The 15,796-nt window shown below is 72.7% G+C and carries 16 protein-coding genes; 8 read left to right on the top strand and 8 right to left on the bottom strand.

The features are described 5' to 3' along the window. Window positions 1–245 precede the first annotated feature (245 nt). From AB2L27_RS19640 to AB2L27_RS19620, 5 genes are read left to right on the top strand one after another with little or no spacing between them, the layout of a single operon-like run. Entirely contained in the window at window positions 246–2,075 is a 1,830-nt protein-coding gene (locus AB2L27_RS19640) for an ABC transporter substrate-binding protein (RefSeq protein ID WP_370443183.1), read from the top strand. 9 nt (window positions 2,076–2,084) lie between these two features. Next, window positions 2,085–3,095 carry an ABC transporter permease gene (locus AB2L27_RS19635; RefSeq protein WP_370443182.1) on the top strand — a complete coding sequence of 337 codons (1,011 nt, stop codon included), beginning with the start codon at window positions 2,085–2,087 and terminating at the stop codon, window positions 3,093–3,095. Window position 3,096: 1 nt separating this feature from the next. Continuing rightward, window positions 3,097–4,125, top strand: a complete 1,029-nt coding sequence (locus AB2L27_RS19630) for an ABC transporter permease (protein WP_370443181.1) — start codon at window positions 3,097–3,099, stop codon at window positions 4,123–4,125. Beyond that, window positions 4,122–5,045 (top strand): ABC transporter ATP-binding protein, encoded by a 924-nt coding sequence (locus tag AB2L27_RS19625; protein ID WP_370443180.1) that lies wholly within the window; start codon window positions 4,122–4,124, stop codon window positions 5,043–5,045. Before AB2L27_RS19630 ends, AB2L27_RS19625 begins: the two co-directional genes overlap by 4 nt. After that, entirely contained in the window at window positions 5,045–5,878 is an 834-nt protein-coding gene (locus AB2L27_RS19620; protein ID WP_370443179.1) for an ABC transporter ATP-binding protein, read from the top strand. The genes AB2L27_RS19625 and AB2L27_RS19620 overlap by 1 nt, the downstream gene beginning before the upstream one ends. Before the next feature lie 66 nt (window positions 5,879–5,944). Here the strand turns inward: AB2L27_RS19620 and nhaA are convergent, their stop codons facing one another. Then, window positions 5,945–7,216: a Na+/H+ antiporter NhaA gene (gene nhaA, locus AB2L27_RS19615; protein WP_370443178.1), complete on the bottom strand. Its 1,272-nt coding sequence runs from the start codon at window positions 7,214–7,216 to the stop codon at window positions 5,945–5,947. 125 nt (window positions 7,217–7,341) lie between these two features. Then, a complete protein-coding gene (locus AB2L27_RS19610) occupies window positions 7,342–7,515 on the bottom strand; it encodes a hypothetical protein (RefSeq protein ID WP_370443177.1) in 174 nt (57 codons plus the stop codon). A 94-nt stretch (window positions 7,516–7,609) separates the two neighbouring features. Between AB2L27_RS19610 and AB2L27_RS19605 the strand changes: the two genes are divergently transcribed. From AB2L27_RS19605 to AB2L27_RS19595, 3 genes are all read left to right on the top strand, one after another. Further along, window positions 7,610–8,137: a DUF421 domain-containing protein gene (locus tag AB2L27_RS19605; RefSeq protein WP_370443176.1), complete on the top strand. Its 528-nt coding sequence runs from the start codon at window positions 7,610–7,612 to the stop codon at window positions 8,135–8,137. 6 nt (window positions 8,138–8,143) lie between these two features. Further along, the gene (locus tag AB2L27_RS19600; protein ID WP_370443175.1) at window positions 8,144–9,196 is read left to right on the top strand and encodes a YihY/virulence factor BrkB family protein; all 1,053 of its coding nucleotides are present in this window, start codon (window positions 8,144–8,146) and stop codon (window positions 9,194–9,196) included. 108 nt (window positions 9,197–9,304) lie between these two features. Further along, complete coding sequence (locus AB2L27_RS19595) at window positions 9,305–10,588, top strand: cation:proton antiporter domain-containing protein (protein WP_370443174.1); 1,284 nt, start codon at window positions 9,305–9,307, stop codon at window positions 10,586–10,588. Window positions 10,589–10,610: 22 nt separating this feature from the next. On the opposite strand, the gene AB2L27_RS19590 is transcribed toward AB2L27_RS19595, so the two are convergent. The 6 genes from AB2L27_RS19590 to AB2L27_RS19565 form a co-directional block, all read right to left on the bottom strand. Continuing rightward, window positions 10,611–11,885, bottom strand: a complete 1,275-nt coding sequence (locus AB2L27_RS19590) for an MFS transporter (protein ID WP_370443173.1) — start codon at window positions 11,883–11,885, stop codon at window positions 10,611–10,613. A 59-nt stretch (window positions 11,886–11,944) separates the two neighbouring features. Then, entirely contained in the window at window positions 11,945–13,306 is a 1,362-nt protein-coding gene (locus AB2L27_RS19585) for a sulfatase-like hydrolase/transferase (RefSeq protein ID WP_370443172.1), read from the bottom strand. After that, on the bottom strand, window positions 13,258–13,722 hold the full coding sequence (locus AB2L27_RS19580) for a sulfatase-like hydrolase/transferase (protein ID WP_370443171.1): 465 nt from the start codon (window positions 13,720–13,722) through the stop codon (window positions 13,258–13,260). The genes AB2L27_RS19585 and AB2L27_RS19580 overlap by 49 nt, the downstream gene beginning before the upstream one ends. Beyond that, window positions 13,719–14,339, bottom strand: coding sequence for a PadR family transcriptional regulator (locus AB2L27_RS19575; RefSeq protein WP_370443170.1), 621 nt, complete (start codon window positions 14,337–14,339; stop codon window positions 13,719–13,721). The genes AB2L27_RS19580 and AB2L27_RS19575 overlap by 4 nt, the downstream gene beginning before the upstream one ends. 138 nt (window positions 14,340–14,477) lie before the next feature. After that, window positions 14,478–15,170, bottom strand: a complete 693-nt coding sequence (locus tag AB2L27_RS19570) for a hypothetical protein (RefSeq protein ID WP_370443169.1) — start codon at window positions 15,168–15,170, stop codon at window positions 14,478–14,480. Then, complete coding sequence (locus AB2L27_RS19565; protein ID WP_370443168.1) at window positions 15,167–15,583, bottom strand: PadR family transcriptional regulator; 417 nt, start codon at window positions 15,581–15,583, stop codon at window positions 15,167–15,169. The genes AB2L27_RS19570 and AB2L27_RS19565 overlap by 4 nt, the downstream gene beginning before the upstream one ends. Window positions 15,584–15,796: the final 213 nt, after the last annotated feature.

Raw genomic sequence — 15,796 nt, 5'->3', positions numbered from 1 at the left:
TGGTCGATGCGATGGTCTCGATCATCGAGTCCGCCCAGACCGGGCAGTTCGTGCCGGTGTCCAGCACCGTGACCCCGGCGGAGCTGCTGCCGCAGGACTGGGACCCCACCACCCGCACCGTCTGACCAGGCGCACCGCGCCCGCACGTCCTGAACCGCACGTCCCACCGCCGTGGACCCGTCACCGTCGACGGGCCCGCGGCGACCCACCCGCACCACCTCCACCGCTCGGAAGGGAAACCCGCCATGTCGACGACGACCCCGGTTCCGCCCACCGGACCCGAACCCACCGGCGGCGCGACGCGCCGCCGCTTCCTGGCCGCCTCCGGCGTCGCCGCCGGCGGTGTCGCCCTCGCCGCCTGCGGCGGGGGCGGGGGCGGTGCCGGGGTGGAGGACAGCACCCTTCCCGGCATCGGCAACAACGGCAAGGTCGGTGGTGGGCGCCGGGGCGAGGCCGCCGACCAGCTGTTCCTGGCCGGGTTCCAGTTCAGCCCGCCGACGAACTTCAACACCTTCGCCGGGGCCCCGGCGTGGCCGGCCGGCAACAACGTCGCCCAGTACGTCTACGAGACGCTCCTGCGCTTCGACGTCACGACCGGTGACCTCAAACCCGGTCTGGCCGCGGACTACACCGTCGACGGGACGACGTCGGTGTCCATGACGCTGCAGGAGGGGATCACCTGGTCCGACGGGACGCCCTTCACGACCGACGACGTCCTCTACACCTTCGAGCTGGGCAAGATCGACCCCTCGCTGACGGTCGCCTCCTTCTGGACCGAGGCGGATGCGATCACCGCCGACGGGGACACGGTCACCGTCTCGATCAACCAGGACCGCAAGAACGTCGGCATGGTCCTGCAGCAGCTCGCTGTGCAGTTCATGCTGCCCAAGGCGGTGTTCGAGAAGGTCGCGGCCGAGACCGGCAACAAGCTGGCCGGCTGGGAGACCACGGAACTCCTCGGTACCGGCCCCTACACCCTGGAGCTGGCCGACCAGACCCAGATCATCCTGGCCCGCAACGAGGACTACTGGGGGCAGGACTTCTACGGCGGCCTGCCCAAGCCGACGAAGATCATCCACCCGATCTTCAAGTCCAACGAGGACGGCAACCTGAAGTTCCAGAACGGCGAGCTGGACGTCATGCAGCAGTTCGTCCCGCAGATCTCCAAGATGTGGGAGTCGGGCAAGCCGGTCGGCACCTACCTCAAGGAGGAGCCGTACTTCGTGCCCGGGTCGATGCCCATGTTCATCTTCAACACCACGCGCGGGGCCCTGGCCGACGCCCAGGTGCGCCGGGCCATCGCCTTCGCCATCGACTACCCCTCCATCGCCGAGACGGCCATGTCCGGCTACTCCGGCGACGTCCAGGCCTCCCTCATCATCCCCGGCGGCGCCGAGGACCAGTGGGCCGACACCGCCCGGGCGCAGGCCGACGGGTGGTCCTACGACGCGGCGCAGGCCGAGAAGACCCTCACCGACGCCGGCTACGTCAAGGGCGCGGACGGCGTCTACGCCAAGGACGGGCAGCGCCTGGGTCCGTGGAAGCTCATCACCCCGCAGGGCTGGACCGACTGGAACGCCGCCCTGGAGATCGTGGCCAAGAACCTGCAGGCCATCGGCATCGACGCCGCGACGAACTTCCCGCAGCAGGCCCAGGTGACGACCTCGGTGCAGAACGGCGACTTCGACATGGCGTGCTGGTCGGTGGCCGGCACCAACCCCGCCACCCCCTGGCAGCGGTTCAGCGACGTCATGAGCAACGTCGAACTGGTCCCGCCGGGGCAGACGGCCTTCCGCAACTACGGCCGCTGGGCCAACGACCAGGTCAACGACCTGCTCGAGGCGGCGGCCGCGGCCTCCGACGACGGGGCCAAGAAGCAGGCGCTGACGGCCCTGGACGACCTGTACCGGCAGGAGGCCCCCTCGGTGCCCCTCATGTACCGCCCGGACGAGTTCTTCGAGTACAACGCCAGCAACTGGACGAACTTCCCCACCGAGGACAACGACTACGCCCCGCCCATGTTCCGCGGCGCGGGCAACGACTGGCTGTTCAAGATCGAGAAGATCGAGGGCTGAGGTCCGATCGTGAAGCTCGGACAGTACGTCGCGCGCAAGTCGGTGTGGTACGTGGTCGCGCTCGTCGCGGCCGTGTCCCTCAACTTCCTGCTGCCGCGCCTGGTGCCGGGGAACCCGGTGGACGTCATCGTGTCGAACCTGGCCCGCGGCGGCTCGGTCAGCGGTGAGCAGCAGCAGCAGATCTACGAGGGTTTCGTCCAGCAGTTCGGGCTGGACGCCCCCCTGTGGCAGCAGTTCCTCACCTACCTGGGCCGGGTATTCACCGGGGACCTCGGGACGTCGTTCGCGTCCTACCCGACCTCGGTCAACACCCTGCTGGGCGACGCCCTGCCGTGGTCGATCGCCGTCCAGCTCCCGGCCATCGTCATCGGCTGGGTCCTGGGCAACGTCGTGGGGGCCGTCGCGGCCTTCCGCGGGGGCAACTGGGACCGCAACGTGTTCACGTCGTCGCTGTTCCTGTCGGCCATGCCGTACTACTGCCTGTCGATCCTGCTCCTGTACGGGCTGGCCGTCGTCGCCGGCGTCTTCCCCGTCGGGGGCGCGTACTCGCTGGGCAACAGTCCGTCCTGGTCCCTGGACTTCCTGACCGACGCCCTGCAGTACTACTGGCTGCCCTTCCTGTCCCTCGTCGTCGTGTTCATCGGCGGTCAGGCCGTCGGCATGCGCTCGATGGCGATCTACGAGCTCGGCGGCGACTACGTCAACTACGGCCGGGCCATGGGCATCGGGGACAACCGCATCACGCGGTACATCTTCCGCAACGCGATGCTCCCGCAGATCACCGGCTTGGCGCTGTCCATCGGGACGCTCGTCAGCGGGGCGCTCATCACCGAACTGGTGTTCAACTACCCGGGGGTCGGGACGCTGCTGTTCAACGCGATCTCGCAGAACGACTACCCGGTCATCCAGGCGATCACGCTCATCATCACGCTCGCGGTGCTCGCGGCCAACTTCCTGGTCGAGATCGTCTACGGCATCGTCGACCCGCGCATCCGCGCGGCCGCCTCCGGGGAGAAGTGAGATGACCACACCCAACGTCTCCGGCATCGCGACCGAGGAGGAGGCGACCTCCCAGCGCGCCACCCTGTTCCGGAACCTGAACTTCTCCGCCCGCTTCTGGGTCGCGCTCGGCCTCGTCGTCCTCGTCCTGCTCCTGGGGATCGCCGGCTACCTCTACCCCACGGCGTCCAACGAGAAGGTGGGGTCGCTCTACGACCCGCCCGGTGGCGGCCTGCTGTTCGGGACCGACAACTTCGGCCACGACGTCCTGGCCGTCCTCATGGCCGGGACCCGCACCTCCCTGGTCATCGGCCTCGTGGCCGGGACCATCGCCACCACCATCGGGGTCGCGGTCGGGCTCCTGGCCGGCTACGTCGGCGGCTGGGTCGAGGAACTGCTCATGGGGATCACGAACGTGGTCCTGGCGATCCCCTCGATCATCGTCCTGATCCTCATCTCCATCTCCCTGCCCCGCAGCACCGTGTGGTCGCTGGCGGTGGTCATCGGGATCACGTCGTGGCCGTGGACGGCCCGCGCCGTGCGCGCCCAGGCCAGTTCGGTCGCCACCCGCGAGCACATCGACGTCGCCCGGCTGTCCGGGGCGCGGCTGGGGGGCATCCTGGTCCGCGACGTCCTGCCCTACATCCTGTCCTACGCCGTCATGGCGTTCGTGCTGCAGGTCTCCGGGGCGATCCTGGCCGAGGCCGCGCTGTCGATGCTCGGTCTGGGACCGGCGGGGGCGGACTCCCTGGGGACGCAGCTGCACTGGGCGCTGGCGTTCCAGGCCGTCGCCAGCGGGGCCTGGTGGGCCTTCCTGCCCCCGACCATCGTGCTGACCCTCGTCTCCTTCGGGTTCCTGCTGCTGCAGGCGAGCCTGGACGAGGTGTTCAACCCGCGGTTGCGCCGCGGCAAGCGCAAGCAGATGAAGCGGACGGCGGCCCGCCGCCTCGCCGAGGCCCGGGCCGGGGCGGCCGAACGCCCCGCCCCGGGAGAACCGGCCGGGGTGGGCGCGGGCCGGGCCCGGACGGCGCAGGAGGGAGGACGGTCGTGAGCACCACCGGAGCCTCCGGCACCCCGGCCCCGGGGCCGGGCACGGGAACCCCGACCCTGCTGGCGCGGGCGGTCGACGTCAGCGCCGTCTACGGCGGCGGCGACCGCGACTTCACCGCCGTGGACCGGGTCACCCTCGAACTCGGCGAGGGCGAGATCCTGGGGCTGGCGGGGGAGTCGGGGTGCGGCAAGACCACCCTCGGCAACTCCCTGGCCATGATCGCCAACCCGCCGCTCTACGTCGTGGAGGGCACCCTGGAGATCGACGGTGAGCGGATCGACCTCACCACCCTGCGCGGGGACGCGGACCTCAAGCGGCAGCGGCCCTACCGCGGCGGGGTCGTCTCGATGCTCCCGCAGGGGGCGATGAACGCCATCAGCCCGACCCTGCGGGTGCGCAACCTCGTCCACGACGTCATGCGGGCCCACGACCGGTCGGTGACGCGCGACGAGGCCCTGGACCGCGCCCGGGACCGGCTCACGATGCTCGAGATGCCGGTGCGCGTCCTGGACTCCTACCCCCACCAGCTCTCCGGGGGGATGAAGCAGCGCGTCATCACCGTGGTCTCCACGCTGCTGAACCCGCGCCTGCTCATCGCCGACGAACCGACGTCGGCGCTGGACGTGTCCAGCCAGCGGATGCTGGTCGAGATGCTCCTGGCGATGGTCGAGCAGCGCATCATGTCCGGGGTGGTGTTCGTCACCCACGACCTGCCCGTGCTGTCCCAGGTCTCGGACAAGCTCGCGATCATGAACGCGGGCACCATCGTCGAGACGGGCCCCACCGAGCAGCTCGTCCACGACCCGCAGCACCCCTACACCAGGAAGCTGCTGTCCTCGGTCCTGGACCCGACCCAGGAGACGCGCGCCCGGGGGCGCGACCGTCGGACCCGTTCCACCCCGGCCGGAGGAGACCTGTGATGACGACCGGAACCACCGGGGCCGACGTGGGCACCGACGCCGCCACGGACAGCGTGCTCGCGTGCCGGGACGTGGTGAAGGAGTTCCACGTCGCCGGCGCGAAGGTCGTGGCCGTCGACCGCGTCTCCCTGGACTTCCCCGCCGCCAGCGTGCTGGCGGTGGTGGGGGAGTCGGGGTCGGGCAAGTCGACCCTGGCCCGGATGCTGCTGCGCCTCATGCCGGTGACCTCGGGCAGCATCTCCTTCCGCGGCCAGGACGTGACCCACCTGCGCGGCAAGCAGTTGCGGACGTACTGGAGCCAGGTGCAGGCCGTCTTCCAGGACCCGTTCGCCTCGTTCAACCAGTTCTTCCCGGTGGGGGGCCTGCTGCGGCGCAGCCTGGCGCTGTCCTCGGTCGGGCGCGAGGAGGCCGACGCCCTCATCGAGGAGTGCCTGGGGTACGTGGGCCTGACCCCGGCGCAGGCGCTGAACAAGTACCCCCACCAGCTCTCCGGGGGGCAGCGCCAGCGGGTCATGCTGGCCCGGGCGCTCATGATGCGGCCCAAGGTCCTGCTGGCCGACGAGGCGACGAGCATGCTCGACGCGACCCTGCGCGTGAACGTGCTCAACGTGCTGCACGACCTGAAGGACGACCTGGGTCTGACGGTGCTGTTCATCACCCACGACATCGGCCAGGCCTGCTACCTGGCCGACCGGGTGGCCGTCATGGAGCACGGGAAGGTCGTCGAGCGCGGCAGCACCGAGGAGGTCATCTTCGCCCCGCGGGCGGACTACACCAAGCGGCTGCTGGCCGACGTCCCGGACCTGCGGGGGAGCCTGAAACGGCGGGGGTGAGGAACCCCGCACGTCCCCCCGGGTCCGGGTGGAACCCGGGGGGACGGTGCCGACGGCGGGGCCGGCTCAGCCCTCCACGGCGCTGCGCTCGGTGGCGTCCGGGGCGGTGGCCGCCGCCCGGCGGGCCTGCAGGCGCAGCAGGACCGCGGCGATGGCGGCGGCCAGTACCGAGGCGGTCAGGACGCCGACCTTGACCTGCCCGTCGCGACCGCTGTCGGGGTCGAAGGCCAGTTCCCCGACCAGCAGGGCGACGGTGAACCCGATGCCGGCCAGCGACCCGGCCGCGATGACGTCACCCCAGCGCAGGGACGCGTCCAGCCGCGCGGAGCTGACCTTGGTCGTCACCCACGCCGCGACGGTGATGCCCAGCGGCTTGCCCAGGACCAGCCCGGCGATGATCCCCAGGGCGACCGGGTCGCTGAGGGACTCGCGCAACCCGCTCAGGCCGCCGACGGTGACCCCGGCGGAGAACAGGGCGAAGACGGGGACGGCGACGGCCGTGGAGAACGGGCGCCAGGTGTGCTCGAAGCGCCCGGTCAGGTCGCTGGCGGGCACGACCAGACCCAGCAGGACCCCGGCGACGGTGGCGTGCACCCCGGAGGCGTGGACCAGCGTCCAGGTGGCCAGGGCCAGGGGCAGCAGCAGCCACCGGTGCGTCACCCGGCGCTGGACCAGCACGGCGAACACGGCCAGCGGGACCAGCGCCAGCAGCAGCGGGCCGACGGCCAGGTCGCTGGTGTAGGCGACGGCGATGATCGTGATGGCGATGAGGTCGTCGACCACGGCCAGGGTGAGCAGGAAGATGCGCAGCGCCGCCGGCAGCCCGCGCCCGAGCACGGCCAGGACGGCGATGGCGAAGGCGATGTCGGTGGCGGCCGGGATGGCCCACCCGCTCGCGGTGTCGGCGCCCGCGCCGGCGCCGGTGGTCACCGCCAGGTAGACGGCGGCGGGGACGACGACCCCACCGACGGCGGCGACCACGGGGACCAGGGCCCGGCGCGGGTCGCGCAGGTCGCCGTGCACGAGTTCGTGCTTGAGCTCCAGGCCGACCACGAAGAAGAAGACGGCCAGCAGCCCGTCGGCGGCCCAGGACCCCACGGACAGGTGCAGGTGCAGCGCCTCGGGCCCGAAGACGGTGTCGCGCACGGTGGCGTAGGAGTCCGCGGCGGGGGAGTTCGCCCAGACCAGGGCGATGACGGTGGCCGCCAGCAGCAGGGCGCCACCGACCGGCTCGCGGTCCAGCAGCTCCCTGACCCGCGCGGTGACCGAGGAGCGGGCGGCGGGGGCGTCGGTGGACCCGGTGGAACCGGGGGACGGGTGGGACGGGGTGGTGGGCACGGATTCCCTCACGGAGGACGACGACGGGGGAGGGCGCGCCGCAGGGGCGGCGCGGGCACGGCCCGGACCGGCGGTCACCGGGCCGTGGAGCGGCGGCACGGAGCGGCGTCGTGGACGCCGCCGCATCACCGGACGGTGCGCCCGGCCGGCGGGCAGCCGGCCATCTCCCCGTGGGCGTTGGTCCCCCACGCACTGACCCACCCGTTCGTCCCGGCGTGGCGGTCGGCCCCGTCCTGACCCCGCGCGGGCACCGCGACGCGGTGCGTGCGGCGCAGGAAGCGCGGGGAGGGGGTGCTCATGGTGGCCCCACCTTAGGGCCGCGGGCCGCGCACGGCCATCGGGTCGGCCGGTGCGAGGCCCCCCACCCGCTCCGCGCCGTGGGACGGTGGCGCCATGGATGGTGTGACTCTGTGGTGGGGCGGCTGGGAGCCGCTGGTGCGGATCGTCGTCGTCGGCACGCTGGGGTACGTGTGGCTCGTGGGCGTCCTGCGCTTCAGCGGCCCGCGCAACCTGGCGAAGATGACGCCCTTCGACTTCGTGCTCACGGTGACGCTGGGCTCGGCCTTCGGCCGCGTCCTGACCTCCAAGGAGACGTCCCTGGCCGCCGCCCTGCTCGTCTTCACCCTGCTGGTGGGGTTGCAGTGGCTCATGGCCCTGCTGCGCCAGCGCTCCAGGAAGGTCGAGCGCGCGCTGTCCACGGACCCGGTGCTGCTGTTCCACGACGGCACCTTCGTCCGGGAGGCCATGCGGCGGCAGCGGTTCCTGGAGTCCGACATCCACTCCGCGGCCCGGGAGAACGGTCTGGGGTCGCTGCAGGAGGTCGCCGCCGTGGTCCTGCAGGCCGACGGGTCGTTCTCCGTCATCGAGAAGAGCTCCCTCGGCGACGGCACGTCCCTGACGCCCTACGTCGTGCGGCGCTGAGCCGGCGTGCCCGACGTGCCGACCGCCCGCTGGGTCCGGCGGGTCCGGCGGGTGAGGTCGTGGCGGGCGCAGTTCGACCCGTGGCGGCGCCTGGAGGAGGTCGCGGCCCGCAGCGACGTGCGGGTCCGGGGCCGCAACCCGGCCCACCTGGGGGTGCGGATCGTGCGGCGGGCGCTGGAGGTCCGCGTGGCCGGCCTGGCCGCGGAGATCGGCTACTACCTCGTCGTCTCGCTGCTGCCGCTGATCACGATGCTGGGGGCCAGCTTCGGCGTCCTGCGCACGGTGCTGGCCGACGCGACCGTCGACCGCATGCAGGACAGCCTGACCGCGGCGATGGAGACGGTGTTCAGCCCGCGCGTCGCCGGGGACTTCGCCGTCCCCCTGGTGCGGCAGTTGCTCGAGCAGGAGCAGGTCGGCCTGGCCCTGGGCAGCGTCCTGGCCGCGTTGTGGCTGGGCAGCAGGGTCTTCCGGGCCGCCGTGCGCGCGCTGGGGGAGGCGTACCGGACCCCGGAGCGGCGCAACGTCCTGGAACTGTGGGCCCTGGGGTTCCTGTTCACCCTGGCTGCCGTCGTCGTCACCGCGGTGTTCCTGGCCCTGGCCGTCGTCGGCCCCCTGCTCGGCGGCGGCTTCCGCCTCGCGGACAGCCTCGGCGTCGGGCCGGGGTTCCAGACCGCCTGGTCGCTGGGCCGCTGGCCCGTCCTGGTCCTGCTCGTGGTGGCGTTCCTGGCCTGGCTCTACCAGGTCGGCCACAACGCCGACACCCGTTGGCGGGACTCGCTGCCGGGGGCCGTCCTGGCCACCGCCGGCCTGCTGGTCCTGGCCGCCGTCTTCCGGCAGTACCTGGAGGTGGCCGGACCGCGCAGCCCGGACCTGGCCGGCGGCGGGCAGGCGCTGCAGGTCGTCGGCGAGTTCATCGGCTCGGCCCTGGCCGTGGTGCTGTTCGGGTGGCTGGCCAGCATCGTCGTCCTGGCCGGCGGGGTGTTCAACGCGGAGTGGCAGGCCTCCGGGGCCGGGCGCGAGCAGGAGGGGGCCGGCGCGGGCGCGCGGGAACCGGGGTGAGCGTGCGCGGCCGCCGTCGCTGAGGCACAGTCAGCCCTCAGACCGCCGACCCGGACCCGCGTCGGCGCCGACCGCGCGGACCCGGCCGCGCCGGCACAGCGAAGGCTCATGCTCCCCTACGTCCTGTTCTCCCTCGCCGGTCTCGGCGCCCTGACCGCGGCCCTGCTGCCGCGCGTCGTCAGCTCGTTGCCGTTCAGCCTGCCGATGGCCTTCCTGGGCGGCGGTGTCCTGCTCGGGCTCGTCCCGGGGATGCCGAGCATCGACCCGATCGAGCACACCACGGCCACCCAGCACGTCGCCGAGGTGGTGGTGATCATCTCGCTGATGGGCGCCGGGCTGGCCCTGGACCGTCCCGTCGGGTGGCGGGCGTGGGCCTCGACGTGGCGCCTGGTCGCCCTCGCGATGCCCCTGACCATCCTCCTGGTGACCCTCGGCGGGCACCTGCTGGCCGGGCTGCCGCTGGTCGCGGCGCTCCTGCTGGGGGCGGTGCTGGCCCCGACCGACCCGGTCCTGGCCACCGACGTGCAGGTCGGGGAACCCAGCGACAGCACGGACGCCGAGGACGAGGTGCGGTTCGCCCTCACCAGCGAGGCCGGGCTCAACGACGGGGCGGCGTTCCCCGCCGTGCACCTGGCCCTGGTCCTGGCCGCCGCGGGCGCGGCCGCGGGCTGGTCCGACGTGGGGGGCTGGGCGCTGGAGGACGTCCTCGTGCGCGGGGTCGTCGGCGTCGTCGGTGGCCTGGTGGTCGGCAAGGCGCTGGCCACGTTGTTCTTCCGCCCGGGCCGGCGGTCCACGCGGCTGGCCGACCAGGCCGAGGGGTTCACGTCCCTGGCGGTGACGTTCCTGGCCTACGGGCTGACCGAGCTGGCCCACGGGTACGGGTTCGTCGCGGTGTTCGTCGCGGCCTGCACCATCCGCTCGGCCGAGCGCGACCACGGGGCGCACAAGGTCGCCCACAGCTTCGTCGAGCAGATCGAGCGCATGCTCACCTCGTGGCTGCTGCTGCTCCTGGGGGCCGCGCTGGCCGACGGCCTGCTCTCGGGGCTGACGTGGCAGGGCGCCCTCGTCGGCGTCCTGCTGATCGCCGTCATCCGGCCCCTGGTGGGGTGGCTGAGCCTGCTGGGCACCCGCAGCGGGCAGCGCGAGCGCCTCGTCATCGGGATCTTCGGCGTCCGCGGGATCGGTTCGCTGTTCTACCTGGCCTACGCCCTGGCCGAGGACGAGGGCGGGTTCCCGGCCGAACCCCTGTGGGCGATCGTCGGGTTCACCGTGGCGTTGTCGGTGGTCGTGCACGGGGTCAGCGCGACCCCGCTGGTGCGCCGGCTCGACGCCGCCCGTTTCCAGGCGGCGCCGAGCGACCGGGCCGAGGACGTCGCCTCGACCCACCTGTGAGACCCGTGCGTGCGGTGCCCGTTCAGGACCGGGCGCGCTGGGCCATCAGCTCGGTCAGCCGGGCGGTGTCGCGGGGGTAGGTGCGGTACAGCAGGGCGCAGTACAGGCCGTTGAGGAGCATGAGGACCCCCGGGATCCACAACATGACCGCCTTGAGCCCGATCTGCTCACCGAGGTAGCTGGCCAGCAGGTTGAACACGATGTAGCCCAGCGCCTCGAAGACCGACAGCATGAGCGCGAACGCCGCCCCGCGCAGTTCCGGGGGGACCACCGCGGCCACGATGGGCCGGTTCACGCCGGGGTTCAGGCCCTGCATGAAGCCCATCAACCCCCAGAACACGGCGAACACGCCGATCGAACCCCAGTCGACCTGGGTGGCGAGGATGGCGACGGCTCCGAAACCGAGCTGGGCGCCCTGCAGGACCATCACCCGGCCCGACCCCGGGCGCCGCTGGTGCAGGGCGTCGACGCCCATGCCGCCCAGGATCGTGCCGCCCAGGTAGGCCAGGCCGAAGGGGAGGGTGACGACGGCGGCGACCGCGGTGGTGAAGCCGTAGGTGTTGACGAGGAAGACGACACCGAAGGTGGCGATGAGCAGGTGGCCGGACAGGACGCGCTGGCCGAGCATGAGCACGAAGGTCGGGATGGTCAGCAGCTCACGGACCTTGGCCCACGTCAGCTTCGCGTTCTGGGCACGCTGCTCGGCGCTCATCAGGCCGGTGGCCGGTTCGCTGGCGCCGATGCCGGGGTCCTTGAAGGTGAAGGCCATGATGAGAGCGGCCACCACGGTGAGCCCGCCCCAGACGAAGAAGCCGTAGCGCCAGCCGTCCTCCACGCGGGCCAGCTGCCCGATCAGCGGGCTGGTGATCTCGCTGGTGATGGGCAGGGCGGCCGCGACGAAGACCGCGGTCAGGCTCCACAGCAGCACCAGCTGGGTGAAGTTCTGCGACAACCCGGTGGCGGCGGTGAAGACACCGGTGAGCAGGCTGGCGACGACGAAGGCGGTCTTGCGGTTGGTGCGTCGCGCGATCAGCGCCCACACCGGGCCGCAGACGATGCTGATGCCCTTGGCCACCGAGACGAGCAGACCGATGGCGGTCAACGGCAGCGCCAGGGCCGCGATGATGACCGGGGCCAGGGTGCTCAGGACCGAGACTTCGTTGTTGTCGGCGAACAGCGGGGCGCTGATCGAGGCGAGCTTGCGCCAGCGTCCGGGGACGACCCCGTCGTGCGGGGCCGCGGGCGTGCGCGGGTCGATCGTGGCAGCGCTCGGCTGCGAGGGCCGGTCGGTGGACATGGCGCGGGTCCTTCTCTCCATCGAGATCTGGGGTGGGACGGGTCGTTCGGGCGGGGACGTCAGGGCGCCGCGGTGGCGGCGCTGGTCAGGGCGTCGTCGAGGGTGTGCAGCACGGTCGTGGTCAGCGCCGGGTTGAAGGCCGCCAGGTCCAGCACGGTGCACCCGGGCAGCGCGCCCGCCATGGCCTGGACCGCCGGGCCCAGGTGCGTGGTGAGGACCTCGCGGGTGCTCTCCCGGTCGAGCAGTTCGGTCAGGGGGCGGGTGACCCCGGTGCCGCCGAACTCCGTCGCGGCGGGCACGGGTGCCCGGGCGTCCTCGTACAGGTCCCGCTGCGCACGGGCCAGCAGGTGCTCGGTCCCGGCCGGCCCCTCGGCGGGCAGGCCGAGGCGTTCGTACTGCGAGGCCGGGGCGTCGGCGGCGCGCATCGCCTCCAGCAGCAGCCCGAGCATGCGCAGCTCCAGGTCGTCGTCGAGGAGCGGGTGCTGCTGCTCGGGGTCCTCGGCGAGGTCGAACAGGAGGGTCCCGAAGGCGTGGGGGTTGCCGAAGGGGCGCCCGGGCACGCGCAGGACCGGGACGTCGCGGGTGAAGGGCAGGGGGCCGACGAGTTCGGCCCCGCGCAGTTCGGCGACGTCGAAGCGGGCGTTCATGTGCGTCGGCATGAGGGTGTGCTCGAACAGCGGCGCGTTCTCGGGGGTGGTGCAGGAACGCATGTAGACGTACCGGCCGTCGGTGACGTTGACGTGACCGCCGAAGACCCCGAACAGGGCGCTGGAACGGATGTCGGCGTTCTCGCGCAGCACCGGCAGCAGGGACCGCCCCAGCACGGTCGGGGTGGGTTCGATCCCGAAGTGGTCCAGCAGGGTGGGGCCGAAGTCGACGGTCTGCACCAGTTGCCCGCGCCGTTCCCCGGCCCGGGCCGAGCGGGGGTCCCAGACGAACAACGGGGTGTGGATGTTCTCGTCGTACCAGGACTGGACGTTCTTGCCCCACCAGCCGTGCTCGCCGAGCAGGAACCCGTGGTCGGTGCCGACGAGGAGGAGGGTGTCGCTCCACAGGTCGTGGGTGTCGAAGTGGTCCAGGACCCGGCCCAGCGAGGCGTCGCACATGGTCAGCAGGGCGGAGTACTCGTCCCGGATCCGGGCGGTGGTGCCCGCGTCCTCGGTGTTCTTGGCGTAGTCGGGCCAGTCGTGGCCGGGTTCGGACCGTTCGGGCAGGTCCGGGTAGTGCCGGCGGTGCTCGGCGTGGGAGAAGAACGGCTCGTGCGGGTCGAAGCACTCGATCTGCAGCATCCAGCCGTCCTCGTCGCGGTTGGTCCGCAGGAACTCCAGACCGGCGTCGACGGTGCGGTTCTGCGGGTGGTCGCGCGGGTCGGTCAGGTAGGTGCGGTTGACGAGGTCCTGGCGCCACAACCGGTGGCGCATCCGGCGCGGGCCCTCGGTTCGACGGGGTCGGCGACGTGCCCCTTCCAGGCGTCGCCCTCCTGGCCGCGGAAGAACTCGTAGGTGGTGAAGCGGTTGTGGTAGGTCGCCCCGCCGTCCTCCCAGTAGTGCTGGTGGTCGGTGACGAGGTGGGTGTGCACCCCGGCCTCGCCGAGCACCTGCGGGACGGAGTCGTCGAAGGGTTCCAGCGGTCCCCAGGACCGGTGCAGGAAGTTGTACCGCCCGGTGTGCATCTCCCGGCGCGCGGGCATGCAGGGCATCGAGCCGGCGTAGGCGTTGTCGAACGTGGTGGCGCGTTCGGCCAGGCGCTGGAAGTTCGGGGTGTGTGCGCAGTCCCCGCCGTAGGGGGTGAGGAAGCGGCGGTTGAGGGTGTCGAACAGCAGGACGACGGCCTTCATCGTCCCGTCCCCCCCTGCTCGGGGGAGGGGGTGGGGGAGGTCTCACCGAGGAGGTCGGCCGGCAGGGTGCGCAGCAGGTGCTGCAACCAGTCGATCCAGGCGTCCAGGGCCTGCTCGCCGGCCCGGTTGGCCTCGTCGGCCACGAGGGCCAGGGCCTCGACGTCGATCTCGGGGTGGGCGCCGGCGGTGGTGAGGTGGTCCTGGGGGCGGGGGCGTCCCCGGTTCAGCCAGCGTTGCTGTTCGCGGGCGTGCAGTTCCTCCTGGACCAGCGCCCCCACGCGGGACCGGTCGAGCATGGCCGCGCAGCGCAGGCGGAAGGTGAACTCGGGGTCCTGGAAGCGGCGGGAGGGGACGTAGGCCGAACTCGACCACCGGCGCAGCCGGGCCATGCCGTCGGGGGTCAGCCGGTACACCTTGGCGTCGGGGGTGCCCTCGCGCGGGTCGACGTCGTGCACGAGCCAGCCCTCGACCTGCATCTTGTTCAGCTCGCGGTAGATCTGGCTGGAGTGGCGGTCCAGGCCGATGAACTTGCCCTCGACCTCGACCCACTGCTTGATGTCGTAGCCGCTCATGCGCCGGGCGGCCAGCAGGATCAGCAGGGGTATCTCGAGCTTCATCGTCTCTCCAGGGGTGGTCGACAACCGCGTCGCCCGTCAGGTGCATCTGCACCTAGGTGCGGATGCACAGTACGAGCCGCGCGGTGTCCTGTCCACCTCCCGTCCGCCTCCCGCCCACCCGCCGGCGTGGACCCTCCGTCAGGTCAGGTGCCGCAGGACCGTCAGGAACGCGACGGGGACGAGGAGCAGGAGCAGCATCAGCGCGGCGAACGCGGCGCCGTCCCGGCGACGCTGCCGGGTCACGCCCGTCGCGTCCCGCCACGGGTCGACCACGGGGTCCACCGCGCGGGCGGTCGTCGCGATCCACGCCGCCGTCACCACCAGGCCGGGGACCAGCAGCGCCGGCGCGGGCAGGACGAGGCTGAGGAACGGGCCCGTCCCGGCGTGGAGGAGCGCCACGGCGGTGACGGCCGCGGTCACCAGCGCCCCCCGGCCGACCAGGGCGCGGCGGCGGGCCCGGGCGACGGCGTCGAGCAGGGGTGGGGCGGCCAGGGCCAGCAGGACGGGGAGCGCGACCTGGAGCTCCGTGAGCACCGCCGGCCGGCCCGACAGCAGGCCGGCCACCCCCGCGCCGTCGCGGGCCGTCTGGAGCGGTCGCGCCCCACGTCGGGGCGCCGGCCGGCCCCGGACGAGGGCGTCGGCGAACTCCCCGGGGGTCCCGAACGCCGTCTCGGGGTCCTGGGCGCTGCTGGCGAGGTGGTCGCGGACCTCGGCCAGGACCGCGCCGCTGCGGTCGCCGGGCACCTCCCGCAGGCGCAGGGCGACCAGCAGGTCCGCGCACCAGCGGTCGGCCGTCAGCCCGGACGGCACGTCGCGGGAGGGTCCGGTCACCGCCGCGCTCCCGCGTCGGGGGTGCGCGGGGCGGGCCCGGCCGGTGGGAGGGGGGCGAGGTCGACGCCGGGCGCCTCGAGCAGGTCGCTGGTGACGCCGGCGAAGACGCGCCAGCGCGCCCCCTCCCGGTGCAGCCGCTCCCGGCCGGGGCCGGTGAGGGTGTACCACTTGCGGCCCGGACCGGATTCACCGGCGCGCCAGGTGGTCTGGACCGCGCCGGTCTCCTCCAGCCGGGCCAGGAGGGGGTAGAGGGTTCCACCCTTGACGGTCCCCAGGCCGAGGTCGTGCAGGTCGGCGCCGATGCGGTAGCCGTACGTCTGCCCCCGGGCGATGACGGCGAGGACGGCGAGGTCGAGGACCCCGCGCAGCCACTGCGCCGGCCAGGGCTGGGTCGGGTCGTCGGTGGTCGTCACCCATCGATGGTGACGCCATCTAGCTCGGGAAGCAACCTAGTGACGGTCGTGGGGGGGGGGGGGGGGGGGGGGGGGCGCCCCCCCCCCACGACGAGGTCCCGCGACGGGGAGACCGGCCTAGCTGGCCCCGCCGCGGCGACGAAGGAGGAGGTTCTCCAGACGGGCCACGGGGCCACCGTACCCCCTCCCCTCCGGGGCGCGCCCGGCGCGCAG

It is taken from the genome of Kineococcus halophytocola (genome assembly GCF_041276425.1).
Taxonomy (GTDB): domain Bacteria; phylum Actinomycetota; class Actinomycetes; order Actinomycetales; family Kineococcaceae; genus Kineococcus; species Kineococcus halophytocola.
Note: the sequence above shows the minus strand (reverse complement) of the source record. Positions and strands in the feature narration are given on the sequence as shown.

Coding starts and splice junctions, on each gene's coding strand:
- AB2L27_RS19605 (WP_370443176.1), top strand. CDS start 7,610: ATGGATGGTGTGACTCTGTGGTGGGGCGGCTGGGAGCCGCTGGTGCGG.
- AB2L27_RS19610 (WP_370443177.1), bottom strand. CDS start 7,515: ATGAGCACCCCCTCCCCGCGCTTCCTGCGCCGCACGCACCGCGTCGCG.
- AB2L27_RS19620 (WP_370443179.1), top strand. CDS start 5,045: ATGACGACCGGAACCACCGGGGCCGACGTGGGCACCGACGCCGCCACG.
- AB2L27_RS19595 (WP_370443174.1), top strand. CDS start 9,305: ATGCTCCCCTACGTCCTGTTCTCCCTCGCCGGTCTCGGCGCCCTGACC.
- AB2L27_RS19585 (WP_370443172.1), bottom strand. CDS start 13,306: ATGCGCCACCGGTTGTGGCGCCAGGACCTCGTCAACCGCACCTACCTG.
- AB2L27_RS19580 (WP_370443171.1), bottom strand. CDS start 13,722: ATGAAGGCCGTCGTCCTGCTGTTCGACACCCTCAACCGCCGCTTCCTC.
- AB2L27_RS19640 (WP_370443183.1), top strand. CDS start 246: ATGTCGACGACGACCCCGGTTCCGCCCACCGGACCCGAACCCACCGGC.
- AB2L27_RS19630 (WP_370443181.1), top strand. CDS start 3,097: ATGACCACACCCAACGTCTCCGGCATCGCGACCGAGGAGGAGGCGACC.
- AB2L27_RS19575 (WP_370443170.1), bottom strand. CDS start 14,339: ATGAAGCTCGAGATACCCCTGCTGATCCTGCTGGCCGCCCGGCGCATG.
- AB2L27_RS19590 (WP_370443173.1), bottom strand. CDS start 11,885: ATGTCCACCGACCGGCCCTCGCAGCCGAGCGCTGCCACGATCGACCCG.